Source organism: Streptomyces sp. NPDC054047, assembly GCF_055585065.1.
The window spans coordinates 443,665-463,759 of the sequence record NZ_JBVJKV010000004.1; the positions used below are offsets into that span (position 1 = coordinate 443,665).

The 20,095-nt window shown below is 70.0% G+C and carries 19 protein-coding genes; 16 read left to right on the forward strand and 3 right to left on the reverse strand.

Annotation, left to right across the window (positions count from 1 at the left end; all coding sequences use genetic code 11):
* Positions 1–140: 140 nt before the first annotated feature.
* Both ACZ6ZP_RS18820 and ACZ6ZP_RS18825 read right to left on the reverse strand, forming a co-directional pair.
* Entirely contained in the window at positions 141–1,427 is a 1,287-nt protein-coding gene (locus ACZ6ZP_RS18820) for an erythromycin esterase family protein (RefSeq protein WP_469407556.1), read from the reverse strand.
* A 247-nt stretch (positions 1,428–1,674) separates the two neighbouring features.
* Positions 1,675–3,180, reverse strand: coding sequence for an MFS transporter (locus ACZ6ZP_RS18825; protein ID WP_469407695.1), 1,506 nt, complete (start codon positions 3,178–3,180; stop codon positions 1,675–1,677).
* Positions 3,181–3,299: 119 nt separating this feature from the next.
* On the opposite strand from ACZ6ZP_RS18825, the gene ACZ6ZP_RS18830 reads away from it, so the two are divergent.
* Entirely contained in the window at positions 3,300–3,863 is a 564-nt protein-coding gene (locus ACZ6ZP_RS18830; protein ID WP_361472347.1) for a TetR/AcrR family transcriptional regulator, read from the forward strand.
* 100 nt (positions 3,864–3,963) lie between these two features.
* Here ACZ6ZP_RS18830 and ACZ6ZP_RS18835 read toward each other — a convergent pair whose 3' ends face one another.
* A complete protein-coding gene (locus ACZ6ZP_RS18835) occupies positions 3,964–5,205 on the reverse strand; it encodes a PucR family transcriptional regulator (protein ID WP_351167656.1) in 1,242 nt (413 codons plus the stop codon).
* Between the two features lie 706 nt (positions 5,206–5,911).
* On the opposite strand from ACZ6ZP_RS18835, the gene ACZ6ZP_RS18840 reads away from it, so the two are divergent.
* From ACZ6ZP_RS18840 to ACZ6ZP_RS18910, 15 genes are all read left to right on the forward strand, one after another.
* Positions 5,912–7,354 carry a DUF6801 domain-containing protein gene (locus ACZ6ZP_RS18840; RefSeq protein WP_351167654.1) on the forward strand — a complete coding sequence of 481 codons (1,443 nt, stop codon included), beginning with the start codon at positions 5,912–5,914 and terminating at the stop codon, positions 7,352–7,354.
* Between the two features lie 119 nt (positions 7,355–7,473).
* A complete protein-coding gene (locus tag ACZ6ZP_RS18845) occupies positions 7,474–8,490 on the forward strand; it encodes an ABC transporter ATP-binding protein (RefSeq protein ID WP_351167652.1) in 1,017 nt (338 codons plus the stop codon).
* On the forward strand, positions 8,487–9,284 hold the full coding sequence (locus ACZ6ZP_RS18850) for an MlaE family ABC transporter permease (protein ID WP_351167650.1): 798 nt from the start codon (positions 8,487–8,489) through the stop codon (positions 9,282–9,284). Before ACZ6ZP_RS18845 ends, ACZ6ZP_RS18850 begins: the two co-directional genes overlap by 4 nt.
* Positions 9,285–9,296: 12 nt before the next feature.
* Positions 9,297–10,118 (forward strand): MlaE family ABC transporter permease, encoded by an 822-nt coding sequence (locus ACZ6ZP_RS18855; RefSeq protein WP_351167920.1) that lies wholly within the window; start codon positions 9,297–9,299, stop codon positions 10,116–10,118.
* Between the two features lie 35 nt (positions 10,119–10,153).
* Positions 10,154–11,434: an MCE family protein gene (locus tag ACZ6ZP_RS18860; RefSeq protein ID WP_351167919.1), complete on the forward strand. Its 1,281-nt coding sequence runs from the start codon at positions 10,154–10,156 to the stop codon at positions 11,432–11,434.
* Positions 11,431–12,465 carry an MCE family protein gene (locus tag ACZ6ZP_RS18865; RefSeq protein ID WP_351167648.1) on the forward strand — a complete coding sequence of 345 codons (1,035 nt, stop codon included), beginning with the start codon at positions 11,431–11,433 and terminating at the stop codon, positions 12,463–12,465. The genes ACZ6ZP_RS18860 and ACZ6ZP_RS18865 overlap by 4 nt, the downstream gene beginning before the upstream one ends.
* Positions 12,462–13,550 carry an MCE family protein gene (locus ACZ6ZP_RS18870; protein ID WP_469407698.1) on the forward strand — a complete coding sequence of 363 codons (1,089 nt, stop codon included), beginning with the start codon at positions 12,462–12,464 and terminating at the stop codon, positions 13,548–13,550. Before ACZ6ZP_RS18865 ends, ACZ6ZP_RS18870 begins: the two co-directional genes overlap by 4 nt.
* A complete protein-coding gene (locus ACZ6ZP_RS18875) occupies positions 13,550–14,752 on the forward strand; it encodes an MCE family protein (protein ID WP_469407557.1) in 1,203 nt (400 codons plus the stop codon). Before ACZ6ZP_RS18870 ends, ACZ6ZP_RS18875 begins: the two co-directional genes overlap by 1 nt.
* On the forward strand, positions 14,749–15,906 hold the full coding sequence (locus ACZ6ZP_RS18880) for an MlaD family protein (RefSeq protein ID WP_469407559.1): 1,158 nt from the start codon (positions 14,749–14,751) through the stop codon (positions 15,904–15,906). Before ACZ6ZP_RS18875 ends, ACZ6ZP_RS18880 begins: the two co-directional genes overlap by 4 nt.
* On the forward strand, positions 15,903–17,114 hold the full coding sequence (locus tag ACZ6ZP_RS18885; RefSeq protein ID WP_469407560.1) for an MlaD family protein: 1,212 nt from the start codon (positions 15,903–15,905) through the stop codon (positions 17,112–17,114). The genes ACZ6ZP_RS18880 and ACZ6ZP_RS18885 overlap by 4 nt, the downstream gene beginning before the upstream one ends.
* A 14-nt stretch (positions 17,115–17,128) precedes the next feature.
* Positions 17,129–17,629, forward strand: a complete 501-nt coding sequence (locus tag ACZ6ZP_RS18890; protein WP_469407561.1) for a hypothetical protein — start codon at positions 17,129–17,131, stop codon at positions 17,627–17,629.
* A 10-nt stretch (positions 17,630–17,639) separates the two neighbouring features.
* Entirely contained in the window at positions 17,640–18,266 is a 627-nt protein-coding gene (locus ACZ6ZP_RS18895) for a hypothetical protein (protein WP_469407563.1), read from the forward strand.
* A gap of 30 nt (positions 18,267–18,296) precedes the next feature.
* A complete protein-coding gene (locus ACZ6ZP_RS18900; protein ID WP_469407564.1) occupies positions 18,297–18,842 on the forward strand; it encodes a hypothetical protein in 546 nt (181 codons plus the stop codon).
* A gap of 11 nt (positions 18,843–18,853) precedes the next feature.
* Positions 18,854–19,495 (forward strand): hypothetical protein, encoded by a 642-nt coding sequence (locus ACZ6ZP_RS18905; RefSeq protein WP_469407566.1) that lies wholly within the window; start codon positions 18,854–18,856, stop codon positions 19,493–19,495.
* 13 nt (positions 19,496–19,508) lie between these two features.
* Positions 19,509–20,087, forward strand: a complete 579-nt coding sequence (locus ACZ6ZP_RS18910) for a hypothetical protein (protein WP_351167631.1) — start codon at positions 19,509–19,511, stop codon at positions 20,085–20,087.
* Positions 20,088–20,095: the final 8 nt, after the last annotated feature.

The following is a 20,095-nucleotide window of genomic DNA, read 5'->3' on the forward strand; positions in this document are numbered from 1 at the left end:
ACCGACCGTGGTTCGCGGCCGGCCCAGTACGGATGGTCCGTCAGCTGGGGTCCGACCACTTGGGGCGCACCGGCCAGGGCGCCCGTGCATGTGGTGCCAGCGTCGCCGTGGTGGACGACGGCGACAGCCTCCCGCGGGTCTCAACTCGGTGCGATGTCGGCGATGTCGGCGATGGTGGAGGCCGGGGTGCTGAGGATGCCGTCGAAGGCGTCGAGGACGGGGGTGTGCAGGTAGACGCTCTGCAGTCGGATGCGGTCGGGGCCGCTGAGGTTCTTTGTTCGTGCCCGGCGGAGGTCGGCCATGCCGAGTCCGGTACCGGTGTCGGCGAAGGCGGCTTCGATGCTTCCGGGCTCAGGCGGCCCCAGCGGGGTGTCGTCGATGGCGAATCCGAAGGGAGCCTTCTCGTCGCGGCGCATCTCGGCGGTGTGTCCCGTGGGGCTCGTGAGTCCGAGGGCGAAGTACGCGTCACCCAAGGCGTTGTGCAGGTGCTGCCCCATGGGGAGCCCGGTGAGGTGGCCGTCGAAGGTGATCGGTGTCTTCTGGATGTGGGCGTTGTGGGCCACCAGGATGACGCGGGCATCGGGTTCGAGGTGGTTCAGGTGCCACAGGAGTGATTGGGCCATGTAGAGGTCGCGGGCCGATGTGTCGGCGGTGAGGCCGTCCCCGGCGAAGAGGCCGGCCATGGCGCGGAAGGTGTAGTCGCCGTGGCAGGCGCCTTCGAGGCGCCGCAGGGCGATGTCGTAGCTGCGCCGGTCTCCGCGGGAGAGGTACAGCGGTTTCAGGGAGCGGAATCGGATGAGCAGGCGGGCCAGGAGCGCGCTGAGGGTGTCCTGTTCGGCGGTGGCCAGGCGGGCCCAGGCGGGTGCGGCCACGGCTGCGGAGTCCCCGGCGAAGGACTCGGCGATCCTCATCGCGGCCTGGACCGTCGGCAGCGTTTCGGGGTCGATCTGGCGCAGGTAGTCGGCGACCGGGGTCAGGGCGGGGAGCAGTGACCCGCCCGCCGCCGGGATGTCGATTCCCGCGAAGCTGACCGGTGGTGTGGCGGTGCGGTTGTGCCGGCGCAGGAAGCGCAGCGGCTCCTGGAGTCCGATGGGGATGGTTCCCGCGAGGTGGGCGGCGAGGTCGTCGTCCGCTCCCTGGCCCTGCGCCCAGGCGCCGAGGGGGAAGCCTTCGCTGAAGCCGTATTCGAAGGCCAGGGCGGTGAAGCCGCAGCGTTCGACCAGGAACCGCAGGATGCGCTGGCGCATCTGGGCGAACTCGGCGATGAAGTGGGAGTGTTCGCCGAGGGCGACCACGCGGACACCGTCGATCATGCCGCGCAGTGGCTCCAGGTCGTCCAGGGGCGCGTCCGGGTCGAGGTGGCTGAGCGGGACGGCATGGCCGTTGAGCCAGTCGGTGAACGGTGTGGGGTCGGTGGTGGCAGGCATGCTGATGGCTCTTTCGTGAGGGCAACCGGGGAGGGTGCGGGCACGCGGATGGGTCAGCGGTGCGGGGGTGCGGGTGCCGCGTCCTGTGGTGCGTCGATGCTGCCGGACATGATCGCTCGCGGGCGTTCTCGAACCTCTCGCGGGGGTCATTCGTGAGAGGTGCGGAGCGTCATCCTGTTGGCCGGGAGGCGTCCCGCCGGGGGATCATCTGGTGGGACGTCCCTCCCGGCCGAGGTCGGTGTCGCCGTCAACGGCTGTTCGCGGGCGCCTTGTTCGAGGTGGGGGCCGTATCTGGATCGGTGGAGCGTTGCGGCGCGGCGGAGCCTTCCGCGGGATGGGACCGGGCCAGCCACAGGCCGGTGAACACGGCGGTGGCCAACGTGACGGCACCGGCAGCGAGGAAGGCGCTGTTGAGGCCGGTCTCGAAGGAGGCGCCGCCGGATTGCCGGGTGCGGACGATGGCTCCGAGTAGCGCCACGCCGAGCACCGCGCCGATCTGTCGGGTGGTGCTGCTGATGCCTGATGCGAGGCCGCCCTCCTGCGGGCTGACTGCTTGCATGGCGGCTCCCGTCAGCGGGGACATGGTCAGGGCGAAGCCGGTGCCGATGACGCCCAGCCGCCACCACACGTTCCCGTAGCCGGTGTCGGCGTGCACCATGCCGAGCGCAAGGAGGCCCAGTCCGGCCAGGGACATGCCGGTGGTCACCACGATGCGGAAGCCGTACCGGGCGGCGAGCCGGCCCGCGTACGGGCTGACGATCACCATGGCGAGGGATACCGGCAGGGTCTGCAGGCCGGCGCGCAGGATCGAGCTGCCCTGGACGTACACGAAGTACTGGGAGAAGAAGAACGACGAGCCCATGAGCGCGAATCCCACCACGACCATGGCGGTGTTGGACACGGTGAACAGGCGCTCGCGGAACAGCCGCAGCGGCAGCATCGGAACAGAGCGACGCGCTTCGACGGCGACGAAGGCGGCGAGGAGGAGCACGGCGGCGGTGAAGCCGGCCAGGATCACCGGCGACGTCCAGCCGCGGGCACCACCCTCGATCAGTCCGTAGGTCAGCGCCCCCACCCCCAGAACGGACAGCACCGTCCCCGGGACATCGATCGCGGGGGCGTTCGGATTGCGGGCCTCTTCAAGGCTGCGCAGACCGAGCAGCAGAAGGGCCACGCCGATGGGCACATTGACCAGGAAGATGGCGGGCCAGCCGAAGGCATCCGTCAGCACGCCGCCGGCCACGGGGCCCGCGGCCAGACCGATTCCACTGAGTCCGGCCCACAGCCCGATCGCCTTGACCCGTTCTTGCGGCACGGGATAGGCGGCGGCGAGCAGGGCGAGCGAGGCCGGGCTCAGCGCCGCGGCCCCGATGCCCTGCAGCACCCGGCCTGCGACCAGCCAGCCGACCGAGGGCGCGAGGCTGCACAGCACCGACGCGGCGGTGAACACCGCAACACCGGTCAGGTACACCCGCTTGCGGCCGAACCGGTCGGCGAAGACACCGCCGGACAGCAGCAGCATGGCGACCAGCAGTACGTACGCGTCGACGATCCATTGCAGACCGGTCAGCTCGGTGTGCAGCCGGTGCTGCATGTCGGGCAGCGCTGCTCCAACGATCGTGTTGTCGAGCAGGACCATGAATTGGCCCAGGCAGGTCACCGTGAGCAGCACGGCCCGGTTTCGTCGACTGCCTGGGGACGCGGGTGATGCAGTAATGGGGATTCCTCTCAACGTTCGGTCGCGCCTCTCCATGGCCGACATGGCCGACACGGACGAATACCGGGCGCTCTAACGCAGCCAGCGACTGCGTTAGGCGACTATAGGGAGGGCTGCCCCGTAAACGCAAGCGGCGACTGCGTTAAGGTGGGGGCATGAACGAGCGACAGCGAGCCCGGAGGCCCGGCGGGCGCAGCGCCCGCGTCGGTGCGGCGGTGCATCAGGCCGTCATCGACCTGATCAATGAGCGTGGCTACGGCAACTTCACCGTCGGGGAGGTCGCGGCCCGCGCGGGCGTAGCCGACAGCAGCATCTATCGCCGGTGGGGCAGCCTGGAAAACCTGCTCACCGATGTGGCGCTCGCCCGCCTCAACGCGCAGTCGCCGATGCCCGATACCGGGAGTCTGGCCGGCGACCTGCGCACGTACGCGGCGCAAGTGGCCCGCGAGATCACCGGACCTGACGGTCTGATGGTGCTGCGCCTGGCCGTCGCCCTGTCGGGCAGCGGTCAGCAGGGCCTGCAGGCGGGTGACGACCTCCGCGCCGAACGCACCCGGCAACTGCAGTCCATGCTCGATCGCGCCCGCGAACGTGGCGAGCACGCGCCCGACGCGTTCGACGTGCTGGACCACATCATGGCCCCGATGTATATCCGCGTCCTGTTCGGCATGGAGCTCACCCCGGACTACGTCGACGGGCTGGTCGACCGAATGCTGTAACCCCAACCCGGCCCCACGGGATCAGCCTTCGGACACGGTGCCAGGGTTCCGTGAGGCGCTCTTCTGCGTGCCATCCCACCTCGGGTATCCAGCCCTCTGGTCAGCCCGTGATGGCCGATGGGCCCGGGCGATGCGTCGTGGTGTTCCGGCGGGAGCGCAACTCCAGCGCGCGCAGGACCAGTTCGGTGGCGAACCGGGCGTCCGGTGAGGCCAGGAGGTCGCCGAAGACCTTCTCCAGATTGCGCAGCCGGTAGCGGACCGTCTGCGGGTGCAGATGGAGCACGTCGGCCATCTGCAGGACGTTTCCGCGGGTGTCGAGCCACGCGCGCAGGGTGCTGATGAGCCGGTCGCGCTGATTGGCCGTGAGGCCCGCCAGCGGAGCCAGCTGCTGCTTGGCGAGCGCCGAGATGAGGCCGGGATCGGCGAAGAGGGAGAGGGCTACCAGGTGGTCCTCGCAGTGGATGTAGGCGGCTTGCTCCAGGATGCCCGCCTCGGCAAGACCCAGGGCTCTTCGGGCCCAGCGTAAGGACTCCGCCGCGTCCGCCAGCGGCACGGTCAGTCCCACGGCTGCGCGGATGGTGTGCGGGGCCGCGTCCATGAAGGCGCGGCGGTGCTCGTCGACGGGCCCGGGGATCAGGGCGTGCGGCAGCGAGGAGCCCAGGTCGACCAGGACGTCCTCGGCGATGGCGCCCCGGTCCGGCCGTCCGTCCGTGCTGAACGCGATCGGTGTGACCTCGTCGGGCAGCTGCCACTTGGCGCGCTCGGCGAGTTCGACGAGGGTCGCCCGGGGGACGGAGACCTCCGAAAGGAGGTGCTTCAGGAGCCGCTGGCGCTGGATGTCCTGGCCCTGCTCCATCTCGGCGCGGGCTTCCTGGTAGCCCTCGCGGGAAACCTCCATCAGGTTGTCCACGTAGGCCAGGAGGGCGTCGGCGAAGGAGAGCATCAGGCCGGCCGGCAGATTGAGCCGCCGCAGTACGCCCTTGGCCCGGTTGAGGGCGAGCCGGGCGCCGAGCCGGAAGATCGCCTGCATGGTGTCCAGGCTGCGGCCCTCGTAGGCCTCGAAGCGGCCGAACATGCGGCACACCTTGTCGCGTTGGACGGTGGAGGTGTCCGGGGCGGCGACCTGGTCCACGAAGCTCGTCAGATTGTGCTCGACGATAAGATGTACGGCCCGGGAATAGGGGCCGTCGAGGACTTCCGCGTACTCGGGGTAGGAGCGGTGGATCTCGTCGATGACTTCCTGGATGAGTCCGGGCAGTTCTGGGCGCATGATCGCGGCGAACTCGCGAGGGAGAGCGGACACCGGATGCCCCGCATCTCCCGCCTTTAATGCAGTCGTCATGGAACTCCCCTTACTCCGCCCGTGATCGAAACCGCTGACCGGCAGTGGCTGGGGACGAAACCGGTCCCGGGCGACCCCGGTGGCCGCCGGCTGGCGGCGGGTCACAACTGATCTTGGCGCTTTGGAACCAGTGGCACGGTAGACCATGGACAGCCGGTGCGCACCCTGCTCATCACTCCCTTTCGGTCAACGCCGTTCCACTGGTGAGGTGTTCAGGGCGCCCTGCCCGAGCGGGGTCCGTCAAGAGGTCGGAAGCAGAGTGCTCACCGCGGGATGAACCTCTTCCGCATGTTGTGGTCCGGGTGACAAAAGCGAGTACCTGCTTCCGGTTGTGTTCGCGCGAGGAGAGCTGGATGCGCCCTTCGTCAAGAGGGCGGGCGCGGAGTGCTCACCTGCGTACGAAGCCGCTCTCGGATTTGCTGTGCCGAGGACAAGGAAATGCCTGGTGATTTCGGTCCGGGATGCTTTTCCAATTCGGCCGTTGCGCCGCCGAGTTACCCGTGCGTAAGGTCCGGATCGCAACGGAACGGGAAGCAGGTCGGGCCTTGTCGGACGGTATTGCCCGATGTCTGCTTCGGTCCTCCGGGTGCGGATGCCCCTTCGCGCAAGTGGTCCCGGCTCTCCCCGGGGACTGCGTGAGGACCACTCCATCGGACCCCGCGGCGGCCCCCCTGCCGCGGGGTCCGCCTCTGATCGGAGAGCAGCGATGACTGGTGCCCTGAGCGGCGGGCGCACCGCACGACTGGCCGCGGTTGTCGTGGTGGCCTGTGTGCTCGGCCTGCTGCCGGGCTCGGGCTCGGCCGCGCGGGATCAGCGGGAGGCCCGGCTCGCGGCCGCGTACGACTGCGCACTGCCCTCGGGCACCCGGCAGGTCGAGGTCGCCTTCGACGCCACGTTTCCCGACCGCGGTGCGATCGGGAAACCGATCAGGCCCACGGCGGTGAGCGTACGGGCGAGCCTGCCGCGTCCGGTCGTGGCCGAGCTGCTGCCCCAGGGGACGGCATCGGTTACGGGGACGGCCGTGCTGGCCACGACGGTCGCCCAGGGACGGGAGCGGGTGGGGGCCCAGTGGGCGGACCTGACGTCCGCGGACGTGGAGCTGCCCGCCCGGGGCGCGATGGAGATCGGCTTCAGCGGCCGCGTGCCGTACGTCACCGTCGACGCCGCGGGCGATGTCACCTTCACGGCGGGGAAGTTGGACCTCACCCTCACGGCCTCAGTTCCTGGCGCGCCGGGCGCGCGGTCCGCCCCGGCCGAGCTGGCCTGCACCCCGGCCCGGGGCGCGGACACCCTGATCGCCGCCGTCCCTGTCGAGGCGCCCGCCTCGGGGACGCCCACGCAGCCGGCCACCGGCTCCGCGGCCCCGGACAGCGATACCCCGCTCGATACGCCGCGCGACACCTCCAAGGGCATCGACGCAGGGCCGCAGCCCCGTGCCGCCACGGAAGCCTGCCCCGCACAGCCGCCCGCGGGCAAGCTCGACCCCCAGCGGCTGCCGCCGGTGCCGCCGGGCGGCGAAGCCAGTGAGCTCGAACCGACCTCGATGTGCGCGGTGCCGGCGGGCTTTGCCACGCTGCGCAAACTCAAGAGCTCGGCCCTGGTCAACGACCCGCGCGGGCGGCAGGTCGGGCTCATGCACCTGGCCATGCGGATGCGCGAGGTCAGGGCGCCCGACTACGTGGAGTACGACCACCTGGGCATCATGCAACTGCCCGACACCCAGGGCACGTTCCTCACCTTCGGGTTCCAGCCGACCACCGCCAAGGTCCGCTTCGAGCCCGAACCGGCCACCATCGTCAACATCATCCGGCCGGGCAAGCCGGCCGTCACCAGGGTCGGTTACCGCCAGCATCTGCGCCTGTACGACGTACGGGTCAACGGGGTGCCCCTCGACGTCGGGCCCCGCTGCCGCACCTCGCGGCCCGTCGAGACGGAACTGACCGGAAACTATCCGGTCAGCGAAGGCGGTCTGCTCCAGGGCGAGTTGGACATCCCGGCGCTTTCGGGGTGCGGCGCGAACGGCGAGGACCTGGACGCCCTCCTGTCCGGAGCGGTCTCCGGGCCCGGCAACGCACTGAAGATCCGCCAGGGGCGTGTCTGCGGCGCCGGATCGACGACCTGCAAGATCCCGGAGCTTCCCGACCTCTGACCGCCGAGCAAGTCGCTGATCACTGAGCGAACCGCTGATCGCCGAGCGAGCCGAGGTCCGACAGCGCAAGGCCGAGACCTCAACCGTGAGCAACCCCGAACTCTGAGCAAGGAGGTGCGATGGGAGTCGAAGTGGTCGTCGAAGGACTGACCAAGTCGTTCGGCAGGCAGAACATCTGGCAGAACGTGACCCTGACCCTGCCGCGCGGCGAGGTCAGCGTGATGCTCGGCCCGTCCGGCACCGGCAAGACGGTCTTCCTGAAGTCGATCGTCGGCCTGGTCCGCCCCGAGCAGGGGCACGTCCTCATCGACGGGGTGGACATGGTCAACAGCCGCGAACGGGACGTGTACGAGGCCCGCAAGCTGTTCGGCCTGATGTTTCAGGACGGCGCGCTCTTCGGCTCGCTCAGCCTCTTCGACAATGTCGCCTTCCCGCTGCGCGAGCACACCCGCAAGAAGGAATCGGAGATCCGCCGCATCGTCATGGAGCGGCTCGATCTGGTCGGTCTGGCCGGTGCCGAGAAGAAGCTGCCCGGCGAGATATCGGGCGGCATGCGCAAACGTGTGGGCCTGGCCCGGGCGCTGGTGCTCGACCCGCAGATCATCCTGTGCGACGAGCCGGACTCGGGGCTCGACCCGGTGCGCACGTCGTATCTCTCGCAGCTGCTCATCGACATCAACGCGGAGATCGACGCGACGATGCTCATCGTCACCCACAACCTCGACATCGCGGCGACCGTCCCGGACAACATGGGGATGCTGTTCCGCCGCAACCTCGTCACGTTCGGGCCGCGCGAAGTGCTCCTGACCAGCGAGGAACCGGTGGTCGAGCAGTTCCTCAGCGCCCGCAGGGCAGGCCCCATCGGCATGTCCGAGGAAAAGGACCAGGCCACCTTGGACCTGGAGGCCGCGCACGGCATCGTCGCCGGACCCGCCACCGAGCGCACCATCGTGCCGCAGCTGGCGCCCACTCCAGGACTGCCCGAGCGCCAGGCGGTGCGCCGCCGCCGGGAGCGGGTCCAGGGCATGCTGCACGAGCTGCCGCCCGCGGCCCGCCGCGCCATCGAGGCGAGCCTGCGAGAGGCGGACACCCCCACGCTCGCCGCACCCCGGGTCGCCAGGGGAGCGGCCACATGAGCGCACCCCCCGCACCACGTCAGCCCCTGCCGGGCCTGGGCGTGCTGCGCGAGATCGGCCACATGTTCGCGCTGGCCGTCAGCGTGCTCCGCCTGATCTTCAAACGGCCTTTCCAGTGGCGCGAGTTCGTCGAGCAGTTCTGGTTCATCGCGAGCGTCACGATCCTGCCCGCGATGCTGGTGACCATCCCCTTCGGCGCGGTCATCGCCCTCCAGGTGGGCTCCCTCATCGAGCAGTTCGGCGCCCAGTCCTTCACCGGCGGCGCCAGCGTCCTGGTCATCATCCAGCAGGCCAGCCCGCTGATCGTGTCCCTGCTCATCTCGGGCGTCGCCGGATCCGCGATCTGCGCGGATCTCGCATCGCGCACCATCCGCGAGGAACTGGACGCCATGCGGGTCATGGGCGTATCGCCCGTTCAGCGCCTGGTCGTGCCCCGGGTGCTCGCCGTGATGCTGGTGGGGCTGCTCCTCAACGGCCTGGTCTCCGTGGTCGGCACCCTGGGCGGCTACTTCTTCAACGTCGTGATGCAGAACGGCACCCCGGGCGCGTACGTGGCCAGCTTCTCCGCCCTTGCCCAACTGCCCGACCTCTACATCAGCGAGCTCAAAGCGCTGATCTTCGGCTTCATCGCCGGCGTCGTCGCCGCCTACCGCGGCCTCAACCCCAAGGGCGGCCCCAAAGGCGTGGGCGATGTGGTCAACCAGTCCGTCGTCTTCACCTTCCTCATCCTCTTCTTCGTCAACATGGTCATGACGGGCGTCTATCTCCAGCTCGTCCCCCCGAAGGGGCTGTGAGCCATGGCCCTGATGGAACCCGGCGGCAAGAGCCGCGCCTTCGCCTGGCTGGACCGGCCCGGCGACGAACTCCTCTTCTACCTGCGGGCGCTGTTCTGGATCCCGCGCGCCGTGCGCCGCTACCCCAAGGAGATCCAGCGCCTGCTCGCCGAGGTCGCCTTCGGCAGCGGCGGGCTCGGGGTGATCGGCGGCACCGTCGGCGTGATGATCGGCATCACCGTCTTCACCGGCACCGTCGTCGGCCTCCAGGGGTACGCGGCGCTCAGCCAGATCGGCACCGACGCGTTCACCGGCTTCGTCTCCGCCTACTTCAACACCCGCGAGATCGGCCCGCTCGTCGCCGCCCTGTCCCTGTCCACCACGGTCGGCGCGGGCTTCACCGCGCAACTCGGCGCGATGCGCATCAACGAAGAGGTCGACGCCCTGGAGAGCATGGGCGTGCGCTCCACGCCCTTCCTGGTCAGCACCCGCATCGTGGCCGGCGCCATCGCCGTCATCCCGCTCTACGGCATCGGGCTGCTCGGCTCCTACCTCGCCTCACGGGCGACGACCGTGCTGTTCAACTCGCAGTCCACGGGCACCTACGACCACTACTTCAACCTCTTCCTGGTCCCGACGGACGTGCTCCTGTCCTTCCTCAAAGTGCTGATCTTCAGCGTGCTCGTGATCCTCGCGCACTGCTACTACGGCTTTCGCGCCTCGGGCGGCCCCGCCGGCGTCGGGGTGGCCGTCGGCCGCTCCGTGCGCACCGCGATCGTCCTCATCAGCGTCACCGACTTCTTCCTCAGCCTGGCGCTGTGGGGCGCCACGACCACCGTGAAGGTCGCCGGATGAGCGCCCCGCCCAAGACCCCGACCCGCCCGGCGGCGATGCCCGCGGCGCGCACGCGCCCCGGCGAGGGCGCCCTGGCCCGCCGCAGGCGGCTCGCCGGAGTGGTGTACCTCGTGGTGCCCGCCCTGCTGGTGTGGCTCTCCATCGCCGTATACGAGAAGGAGTTCACCGACTCGGCGACCGTCGTCGTCGAGACGGGGCGGGCCGGCAGCGAGATGCACCCCAGCGCCGAGGTCAAGCTGCGCGGCGTCGTCGTCGGCGAGGTCGAGAAGATCGACACCGGCGGCCGCACCGCGCGGCTCACCCTCGCCCTCCAGCCCGACAAGCTCGGCCGGGTTCCGTCCGACGTGCGGGCCCAACTGCTGCCGACCACCCTGTTCGGACAGCGGTACGTGGCCCTCGTCCCGCCCGATAACCCTTCCTCGCGTCCGCTCGCCGCAGGCAGCGTCATCCCGCAGGACCGCAGCCGCAGCGCCGTCGAGCTGGAGCAGGTGCTCGACAATCTGCTGCCCCTGCTGACCGCCGTACAGCCGCAGAAGCTCTCGGCGACGCTGTCCGCCCTCGCCCAGGCCCTCGAAGGACGGGGCGAGAAGATCGGCGACGCGCTGGTGGAGCTGAACGGCTACCTGAAGGACTTCAACCCTCATCTGCCGTCCCTCAACCGCGACATCAAAGCACTCGTCGAGCTGAGCGACACCTACGCCGACGCGGCCCCCGACCTGGTCGACGCGCTGCACGACGCCACCACCACCAGTGCCACCATCGCCGCCCAGCGAGCCGAGCTGTCCACCCTGTACGCATCCGTCACCAGCAGCTCCCAGGAGACCGGCAGCTGGCTGCGCGCCAACCGGGCCAACCTCATCCGCCTGACCGCCACCAGCCGCCCGACCCTGGAGATCATCGCCCGCTACGCGCCCGCCTTCCCCTGCACTCTGAGCACGGTCGCCGACTTCGTACCGGCGATGGACGCCGCCCTGGGCAAGGGCACCGACCGGCCCGGCCTGCGGGTCGATGTGCGGGTCGTCCCCTCGCGAGGCGCCTACGCGCCGGGCCGGGACACGCCCCGCTATGACGCGGGCGGCGGGCCGCGCTGCTACCCCGTCCCTTACACGGGCGGCTCGTACGCCGCGCAGCAGAGCACGGCCACCACCCTGAGCGGGGTGTCCGGCGGGCTCGGCGTGGCCAACTCGCCCCAGGAGAACGACCTTGTCACCGAACTGCTCGCCGCTCCGGACCCAGGCCGGCGCGGCGCCCTGCCCGACTGGTCGAGTGTGCTCGCCGGACCGGCCTTCCGCGGGGCGGAGGTGAAGCTGAGGTGAGCGGACAGCGCAGCCTGACCGGCCCCGCCGTCAAATCGCTGATCTTCATCGTGGTGACCGCCCTGGCCACCACCGTCCTGGCCCTGAGCGTCGCGGGCACCGATGTCGGCGGGACCCGCAGCTACAAGGCCTGGTTCACCGATGCCACCGGACTCAACGAGGGCGACTCGGTGCGCGTCGCCGGGGTGAAGGTGGGCCAGGTGTCGTCGGTCGAGGTCGTCCAACGCCGCTACGCACAGGTCGAGTTCACGCTGGAGGGCGAGCGGCGGCTGCCTGCCTCCGCGACGGCGTCCATCAAGTACCTGAACATGCTCGGGCAGCGCTTCGTCGATCTGCGCCGCGGGGCCGGACCGGTCGGCCGCACCCTGGAGCCGGGGCAGACCATCCCGCTGAGCCGCACCACCCCGGCGCTCGACCTGACCCAGCTGTTCAACGGGTTCCAGCCGCTGATGCAGGGCCTGTCCCCGCAGGACACCAATGAACTCGCGGGGTCGATCGTGCAGGTTCTTCAGGGCGAGGGCGGCACGGTCGAGAGCCTGCTGGCGACCGTCGGTTCGCTGACCACCACGGTCGCCGCCAAGGACCGGGTGATCGGGGAGGTCATCAGCAACCTCAACCGCGTCCTCAAAGCGGTCAACACCCGGCAGAAGGGCTTCACCGAACTCATCGGCACGGTCGAGAAGCTGGTCTCCGGGTTCTCCGGCGACCGCAAGAGCGTCGGCCGGTCCGTCGATTCGCTGGCCAAGCTCAGCGTGAGCACGGCCGACCTGTTCGGCAAGAGCCGGGCACCCCTGAAGGACGGCATCCGTGATCTGGGGCGGGTGTCCACGACCCTCGCCGACAACGAACCCCTGATCGAGAACTTCCTGGAGAAGACACCGCAGAAGATGGCCGCCATCTCCCGGATGGCCTCCTACGGCTCCTGGCTGAACCTCTATCTCTGCGAGGCGAAGGTCAGCGGTGTCTCGACCTACGACGACAGCCCGCCGCCGACCGGACTCGCGATCAAGGATGCGAGGTGTCGCGCATGAAGCCGCCCGGCGGGAAGCCTTCCGGTGCGAAGCGGTCGCGCCCGAAGCTGCCGCGGCTGCGGCGCCCCCGCATCAAACCCGTCAACGAGCGCAACCCGGTGTCCGTGGCCCTGGCCGGGCTGCTGGCCATGACCCTCATCGGTCTGCTCGCCTACAACGCCGAATCACTGCCCGTGATCGGCGGCGGCACCCGCTATACCGCCGACTTCCGCGATTCGGTGGGACTCAAGGCGGGCGACGAGGTGCGGATCGCGGGCGTACGGGTCGGCAAGGTGCAGGACGTCGCCCTGGACGGCCCCAAGGTGAAGGTCACCTTCGAGGTGAAGGACGCCTGGATCGGTGACCGCAGCACCATCGGCATCGCCATCAAGACCCTCCTGGGCGCCAAATACCTGGCTGTCGACCCGCTCGGCAGCCGCCGACAGGACCCCGGCGAGCGCATCCCGACCCGCCGCACCACCTCCCCGTACGACGTGATGGAAGCCTTCAACGGCTTGAGCCGCACGACCGGTGCGCTGGACGAGGACCAGCTCGCCAAGAGCTTCAAGGCCGTCTCGGGAGCCTTCAAGAACACTCCGCCGCATGTCCGCAAGGCCATGAAGGGCCTCAGCGCACTCTCCAGGACGGTCTCCACGCGCAACGACGAACTGTCCGAACTCCTCGACGGGTCAGCTCAGTTCACCACCTCCGTGAACAGCAAGAAGAAGCAGTTCGAGCGGCTGCTCGACAACGGCAATCTGCTGCTGGAGGAGGTACGCCACCGCCGCAAGTCCATCCACGCGCTGTTCACCGGCGCCCGGGACCTCGGCATCGAGATCGGCGGTCTCGTCGACGACAACGAGCGCGAACTGGGCCCCGCGCTGGCCGCGCTCGACCGTGTCACCGGCGTGCTGAGCAAGAACCAGAAGAACCTGGACAAGGCCCTGGCCGCCGCCGGACCGTACTACCGGCTCGTCGGCAACACGCTGGGCAACGGGCGCTGGATGGACGGCTACCTGTGCGGGCTCGTCCCCAAGGACTATCTGCCCGCGGGCACGGACCCGGCCACCGGATGCAGGCCGCCGAAACAAGGAGGCGGACGCTGATGGCCCGCACCCAGGCGCAAGCCCGCACCCCAGCGCGCGCCCGCGTACACCAACGCGCCAGACCCGGGATCGGCGAGCGGATCGCGGACGCGACCGGCGCCCTGTGGGGCGGACGGCTCGTGGTCATCCTCGTCGTCCTCGCGCTCCTTGCCGCGGGCGGGATCGCCGGCGTGACCGCCCTGGCGCGCGGCGGGGACGGCAAGCACATCACCGCCTACTTCGACCGGGCCGTCGCCGTCCACGAAGGATCCGACCTCAGAGTGCTCGGGGTCCGCGTCGGCAGCGTCGACGAGATCCGGCCGCAGGGCAAACAGGTACGGGTACGGCTCACCCTCGACGAAGGAGTCAAGGTGCCCGCCCGCGTCCAGGCCGTCGTGGTCGCCCCCAGCGTGGTCTCCGGCCGGTTCGTACAGCTCAGCCCCGCCTACAGCAGTGGACCGCAGATCCGCGACGGGGACGTCATCAGCGCCGAGCACACCGCGACCCCCGTCGAGGTCGACGAACTCCTCAAGAGCGTCACGGAGTTGAGCGACGCCCTGGGACCCGACGGTGCGAACAAGGACGGCGCCCTGGCCGGACTCGTCGAGACGGGAGCGAAGAATCTCGACGGCAACGGCAAGGACATCGGCGACACCATCCACCAGCTCGGAGGCGCCTCCGCCGTCCTCAACGGCAACAGCGGCGACCTCGTCAAAACCGTCGAGCAGCTGCAGGAGTTCATCAGCATGCTCAAGCGCAAGGACGGCCAAGTGGCCCGCGCCGAAACGCAGTTATCCGAAGTGGCGGGCTTCCTCGCCGCGGACAAGGACGACCTCGCGGGCGCCCTCAAAGAGCTCGGCACGGCGCTGGGTCAGGTCAAGGGCTTCATCAAGGACAACCGGGGCCGCCTGAAGTCGAACGTGGACAAGCTGGCGGGCCTGACCCACTCCGTCGTCGAGCAGCGGGCCTCGGTGGCCGAAGCCCTGGACGTCCTGCCGCTGGCCGCCGCCAACCTCGACCAGGCCTACAACCCGCGCACCCGCACCATCGACGGACGAGCCAACATCAACGAACTGGCCGGAGCAAGAGGCACCAGGAGCAGCGGCGCAGAGGATCTCGTCGCCGTCCCCGAACAACAGGTCAAGAACCTGCCCGTGCTGCCGCTGCCGCCCATCGGCACCGTGTACGGCACGGCCAAGAACGCCGGGGGAGGCCGACCATGAAACGCCGTACCGCACGCATCGCGATGGGCCTCTGCCTGACCGTGTCCCTGGTCGGCCTGGCCCTGGGCGCCGGCGGCCTGCCGGACTTCGACGGCTTGGAGGATCTGCCGCTGCCCGGCGGAGCCGACCTCGGCGACCATCCGTACGAGATCACCGCCGAGTTCCGCGACGTCGTCAGTCTCTTCCCGCACTCCGCGGTCAAGGTCAACGACGTGGACGTCGGCCGGGTGACCCGGGTGTCCCTCGCCGACAACGGCTGGGCCGCCCGCGTCACCCTCAAGGTCAACGGCGGCGTACGGCTGCCCGCCAACGCCTACGCCAACCTCGAGCAATCCAGCGTCCTGGGCGAGAAGTACGTCCAGCTCGCCGCCCCCCAGGACATGCAGGCCCGCCCCGACGTCCAGGACACCAAGGCCGGCACCACGGCGGCGTACGCGGGCAACCGGGGCCGGCTGCGCGACGGGGACGTCATCCCGCTGGCCCGCACCAACCGCAACCCCGAGATCGAGGAGGTCTTCGGCGCCCTGTCGATGGTGCTCAGCGGCGGCGGCGTCCAGCAGATCCGGACCATCTCCCGCGAACTCAACAAGGCACTGGGCGGCAAGGAAGGCGACGTGCGCTCCGTGCTGCAGCAGATCAACACCACCGCCAAGAGCCTGAACACGAACAAGAAACACATCACCGCCGCCCTCGACGGCATGAACCGGCTCTCCACCACCCTCGCCACCCGTGACCGCGAGATCGGCGAAATCCTGCGGGACCTGCCGCCCGGCCTGAAGGTCCTCAGCGACCAGCGCTCCTCCCTCGTCGGCATGCTGCGCGCCCTGGACTCGCTCTCCACGGTCGCCGTCGACACCGTCGACCGCACCAAGGACGACCTGGTGGCCGACCTCAAGGCCCTGGTCCCGGTCCTGAAGAACCTCGCCGACTCGGGCGCCGACCTGCCCGAGTCGCTCCAGGTGATGTTCACCTACCCGTTCACGGACGAGGTGCTCACCGGAGTGAAGGGCGACTACCTCAACGTCTACCTGAAGATCGCCGCGGCCCCCGGCACGGAGATCGTGCCACCGGTCCGCGGAGGCGGCGGCACCGCCACGCGCTCGTCCCTGCCGCTGCCCGCGGTCACCGGAACCTCAGGAGGCGACTCCCAGTGATCACCCGCTCCACTCACCTCAAGAACATCGCCTTCCTCGTTCTCGGCGTGTTCGTCCTCGCCTACATCGCGACGACGTACGCCGACCTCGGACGGTACGTGGGCGCCCGCGACCACTACACGGTCAAGGTCCAACTCGCCCAGACCGGCGGCCTGTTCAGCCACGGCAACGTCACCTACCGGGGCGTCGACGTCGGCCGCGTCGAAGCCGTCGAGCTGACCCCCGACGGAGTCGAGGCCCGCATCCGCATCAAGAAATCGGCGCCGAAGATCCCCAGCGACCTGGAGGCCAAGGTCGCCAACCTCTCGGCGGTCGGCGAGCAGTACCTCGACCTGAGCCCGCGCACGGACGACGGGCCCTATCTCGCCGACGGCTCGGTGATCCCGCGTGCGGCCACACAGACTCCCGCGCCGGTCACCGACGTACTCACCAGCGTCGACCGGCTCGCCTCCTCGGTGGACACCGCCGCACTGCGCACGGTCGTCGACGAACTCGGCAGAAGCTTCGAGGGGCGCGGGCAGGACCTGCAGATCCTCATCGACACCAGCAGCGAATTCATCCGGGCGGCCAAGAAGTCACTGCCCGCCACCACCAAGCTCCTCATCGACGGCGAGACGGTCCTGCGCACCCAGAACCAGCAGTCCGACGCCCTGAAGTCCTTCGCGAGCGGCACCGCCGAGCTGGCCGCCCAGCTCAAGAAGTCCGACCCCGACCTGCGCCGGCTCATCGCGCAGACCCCGGACGCGGCCACCCAGTTCACCGCGCTGCTGCACGACACCGACCCCGGCCTGAGCGTCGTGCTCGCCAACCTCGTCACCACCTCCGAGCTCCTGGTGACCCGCCAGCGCGGCACCCGCGAACTCATGGTGCGTATCCCGCAGGTCGCCGCCACCGGAGCCACCGCCATCGGCCCCGACGGCGTGCGCTTCGGCATGATCACCACCTTCTTCAAGCCGCTGCCCTGCACCGCCGGATACGGCGGCACCACCTACCGCAACGGCCTGGACACCTCACCAGCCCCCGCCAACACCAAGGCGGCCTGCACCGCGGGCCCCGGCAGCGGTCAGAACGTACGCGGCTCGGGCAACGCACCGCGCGGCGGCGTGCCCGCACCCGCCCGGCCGGGCTCAGGCGCTCTCGGACAGGGCCAGGCGCCGTCCAACAGTCCGGACGACCTGGGCGGGCTGCTCGGGATGGGGGAGTGGTGACGGACAGAGGAGTCATGAGGCGACGGAGCGCATGGTCGGCCGCGCTACTGGCGGGAGCAGTGTTCTGCGGCTTCGCGGGATGGACGTACGCGCACACGCGGGCCGACGACGATCTGACCTACGCCCGCGACCGCGACAGCGCACTGGACGCCGCCCGCACGCACATCGCGGTACTCAACACCATGGACGGCAAACACGTACGCACCTCGCTGCGCGCCTGGACCAAGGCGGCGAACGGGCCACTCGCGGACGAACTGCGGCGCACCGGCGACGACAGCATCAAGGCCCTCGAACAGGAGGGCACAAACACCCGCGGCACGGTCACCGACGCGGCGGTCACCGCCCTGGACAGCCGGGCAGGCACGGCGAAGGTCATCGCCACCGTCCGGGTCGAGGTGACCGACCGCACCGGCAAGTCCACCACCGACCGCAAACGCTTCGAGGCGGGCCTAGACGACAAGGGGGCGGGCTGGAAGCTCAGCTCGCTGAGCGCGGTCCCGGTCGCGACGGAATGAGGGGATGCAGATGAGCGCCGGACTGAGAACCCAGCGTGCGGCGGAAGCCGGTGCAGGCGTGGGCGTGGGCGTGGGCGTGGGCGTGGGCGTGGGTGTGGATGCGGATGCCGGGACGGGGCCCGTGCCCCGTCGACGCGAGAGCCGCAGGAGCCGCACACTGCTCGCCCTCGTCCTGGCCGCACTGCTGCTGACCGGCGGCACACTCCTGGTCCTCACCGACCGCACCGCCGACGCGCCGGGCGCCGCCAACCAGGCACTGACCGACAGCGAGCGGACCCGCCGGGTCATCGCGGACGTCAGCGACGCACTCACCACCGTCTTCACCTACACACCCGACGACCTGTCCACCACCGAGCGACGCGCACGCGACCTGCTGCGCGGCAAGGCGGCCAAGGACTACCGGGCCCTGTTCGGCAAACTCCGCAGGCAAGTCACCGAGCAGCAGCTGTCGCTCACCACTCAGGTCGTACGGGCCGGCGCCGTCGAGCTCACCGGCGACAAGGCGCAGCTCCTGGTCTTCCTCGACCAGCGGGCCAAGCGCAAAGGCGCCAAGGCGACCACCGCGGCCGCCCAGCTCTCGGTCACCGCGCGCCTGCACGACGGCCACTGGACGATCACCGACATCAAGGCCCGCTAGGGCACCACCGGAGCTCCACCGGAGAGGGACATGGCACGTACGACATCGCGACAGCGTACGAAACTCTCGCTCGCCTCCGCGGCGGCCGCCCTCGCCCTGGGCTTCGCCGGCTGGGCGGGCTCGACCTGGTACGCGGCGGCCCACGACGACTCCGCGCGTTTCGCACAGACCCGCGACGAGGTTCTCGCGGCGGGCGAACAGGCCGCCTTGAACATGAACACCCTCGACCACCGCGACCTCGAGCGCGGCCTCGACACCTGGGAGCAGTCCGCGACCGGCAGCCTCCTCGACGAACTGCGCAAAGGCAGGCCCGAGTTCGAGAAACAGGTGCGCACCGCGCGTACGGTCACCACGGCGGAGGTGCTGTCCGGCGCCGTGACCGAACTGGACGAGCGCGAGGGCCGGGCAGGTGTCCTGATCGCGATGCGGGTCACGGTCGACCCGCCGAAGAAGAAGCCGAGCACCAAGGAGAGCCGGCTGCTCGGCGAGCTGACCCGCACCGGCGACGGCTGGAAGCTGAGCGGCCTCGGCCAGGCCCCCGCGGGCGAGACGCCCACCGACACTCCGTCCGACTGAGGGGCCTATCCATGTCGACGACACGCCATATGGTCAACCGGCAGCGGCGCCTTGCCGCGGTCAAGGCCCGGGAAACACCCACGCCCGCACCGCGGGCCCCGCGCCCGAAGCCACGGGAGAGGCCCGCGCGGACCGCCCGCGGAGTTGTCCCCTGGCCCCCGCTGCTCGCGCTGCTCGCCGTACTGGCCGCGGCCTTCGCGGTCTTCGCCCACACCCGGGCCGAAGGCGAGCGCGACCTGCCCGCCCTGCGCAACGCGGCGCTCACCGACACGGTCCGCACCAGCGAGGTCAAGGGCACGGTCGGCCAGGCGGTCGACGCGGTCTTCTCCTACGACCACGCGGACCCCGGCCGGACCGACAAGGCCGCGGACAAGTACCTCACCGGCAAGGCGGTCGGCCAGCACCGGCAGATGCTCGCGCAGGTCCGCGCCGGGGGAGACCGGCACAAGCTCGTCCTGAGCACCACCGTCACGCACAGCGGGGTCGAGGTCGTCGACGGCGACAGGGCCCGCGTCCTGGTCTTCGCCGACCAGAGCAACACCAGTACCGCCAAGGGCGGTTCGGCCACGCACGCGGCAGCGATGTTCGCCGTGGACGTGGTCCACCGGGGCGGGACCTGGCAGATCGCGAACATCGACACGTTCAGCCGATGAAGGGGAGTCAAGCGTGCAGAACACGAGACGCAAGCGGCGCACCACCGCGCTGCTGTCCGCCACCCTCGGGGTCGTGGTCACGACGGTGATGTCCGGGTGCAGTTCACGCGTGGACGACGGACCGCGGGTCGACTGGGCCTCGGACGTCTGCGACAGCGTGCAGGACGTCGGGTCCAAGCTGACGCTGCCCGCCGCGGACCAGAAGGACGCCAAGAAGTACCACGCGGAGGTCGTCACCTTCATGCAGGCGCTCGACCGGCAACTCGGCGCGCTGGACAAGAAGATGCGGCAGGACGGCGCACCGCCCGTGGACGGCGGCGACGCCGCGTACAAGAAGGCGCTCAAGAACCTCCGGGGCGCCCGCAGCAGCCTCGCCGGCACCACAGCCGAGCTCAAGAAGGCCAAGGTCACCGACGAGAAGTCGCTGAAGGCGGCGCTGAAGAAGGCCGGCGAAGGCATGGACAGGGCAGGCGGCTACCAGGGCCCTGCCCACGACTTCCGTGCCGACCCCGCACTCAAGCAAGCCTTCGACAAGGCGCCGGAGTGCGAGAACCTGCCCGGTGTCGGACCCTCGGCACCGTCGGCCGGGTAAGGGCGGAG

Excerpts from the sequence above, each read along its gene's own strand:
- ACZ6ZP_RS18870 (WP_469407698.1), top strand. The coding sequence starts at position 12,462 with ATGAAGCCGCCCGGCGGGAAGCCTTCCGGTGCGAAGCGGTCGCGCCCG.
- ACZ6ZP_RS18860 (WP_351167919.1), top strand. The coding sequence starts at position 10,154 with ATGCCCGCGGCGCGCACGCGCCCCGGCGAGGGCGCCCTGGCCCGCCGC.
- ACZ6ZP_RS18905 (WP_469407566.1), top strand. The coding sequence starts at position 18,854 with ATGTCGACGACACGCCATATGGTCAACCGGCAGCGGCGCCTTGCCGCG.
- ACZ6ZP_RS18855 (WP_351167920.1), top strand. The coding sequence starts at position 9,297 with ATGGAACCCGGCGGCAAGAGCCGCGCCTTCGCCTGGCTGGACCGGCCC.
- ACZ6ZP_RS18830 (WP_361472347.1), top strand. The coding sequence starts at position 3,300 with ATGAACGAGCGACAGCGAGCCCGGAGGCCCGGCGGGCGCAGCGCCCGC.
- ACZ6ZP_RS18895 (WP_469407563.1), top strand. The coding sequence starts at position 17,640 with ATGAGCGCCGGACTGAGAACCCAGCGTGCGGCGGAAGCCGGTGCAGGC.
- ACZ6ZP_RS18850 (WP_351167650.1), top strand. The coding sequence starts at position 8,487 with ATGAGCGCACCCCCCGCACCACGTCAGCCCCTGCCGGGCCTGGGCGTG.
- ACZ6ZP_RS18835 (WP_351167656.1), bottom strand. The coding sequence starts at position 5,205 with ATGACGACTGCATTAAAGGCGGGAGATGCGGGGCATCCGGTGTCCGCT.
- ACZ6ZP_RS18880 (WP_469407559.1), top strand. The coding sequence starts at position 14,749 with ATGAAACGCCGTACCGCACGCATCGCGATGGGCCTCTGCCTGACCGTG.
- ACZ6ZP_RS18890 (WP_469407561.1), top strand. The coding sequence starts at position 17,129 with ATGAGGCGACGGAGCGCATGGTCGGCCGCGCTACTGGCGGGAGCAGTG.
- ACZ6ZP_RS18840 (WP_351167654.1), top strand. The coding sequence starts at position 5,912 with ATGACTGGTGCCCTGAGCGGCGGGCGCACCGCACGACTGGCCGCGGTT.
- ACZ6ZP_RS18845 (WP_351167652.1), top strand. The coding sequence starts at position 7,474 with ATGGGAGTCGAAGTGGTCGTCGAAGGACTGACCAAGTCGTTCGGCAGG.
- ACZ6ZP_RS18900 (WP_469407564.1), top strand. The coding sequence starts at position 18,297 with ATGGCACGTACGACATCGCGACAGCGTACGAAACTCTCGCTCGCCTCC.
- ACZ6ZP_RS18820 (WP_469407556.1), bottom strand. The coding sequence starts at position 1,427 with ATGCCTGCCACCACCGACCCCACACCGTTCACCGACTGGCTCAACGGC.
- ACZ6ZP_RS18875 (WP_469407557.1), top strand. The coding sequence starts at position 13,550 with ATGGCCCGCACCCAGGCGCAAGCCCGCACCCCAGCGCGCGCCCGCGTA.
- ACZ6ZP_RS18825 (WP_469407695.1), bottom strand. The coding sequence starts at position 3,180 with ATGGAGAGGCGCGACCGAACGTTGAGAGGAATCCCCATTACTGCATCA.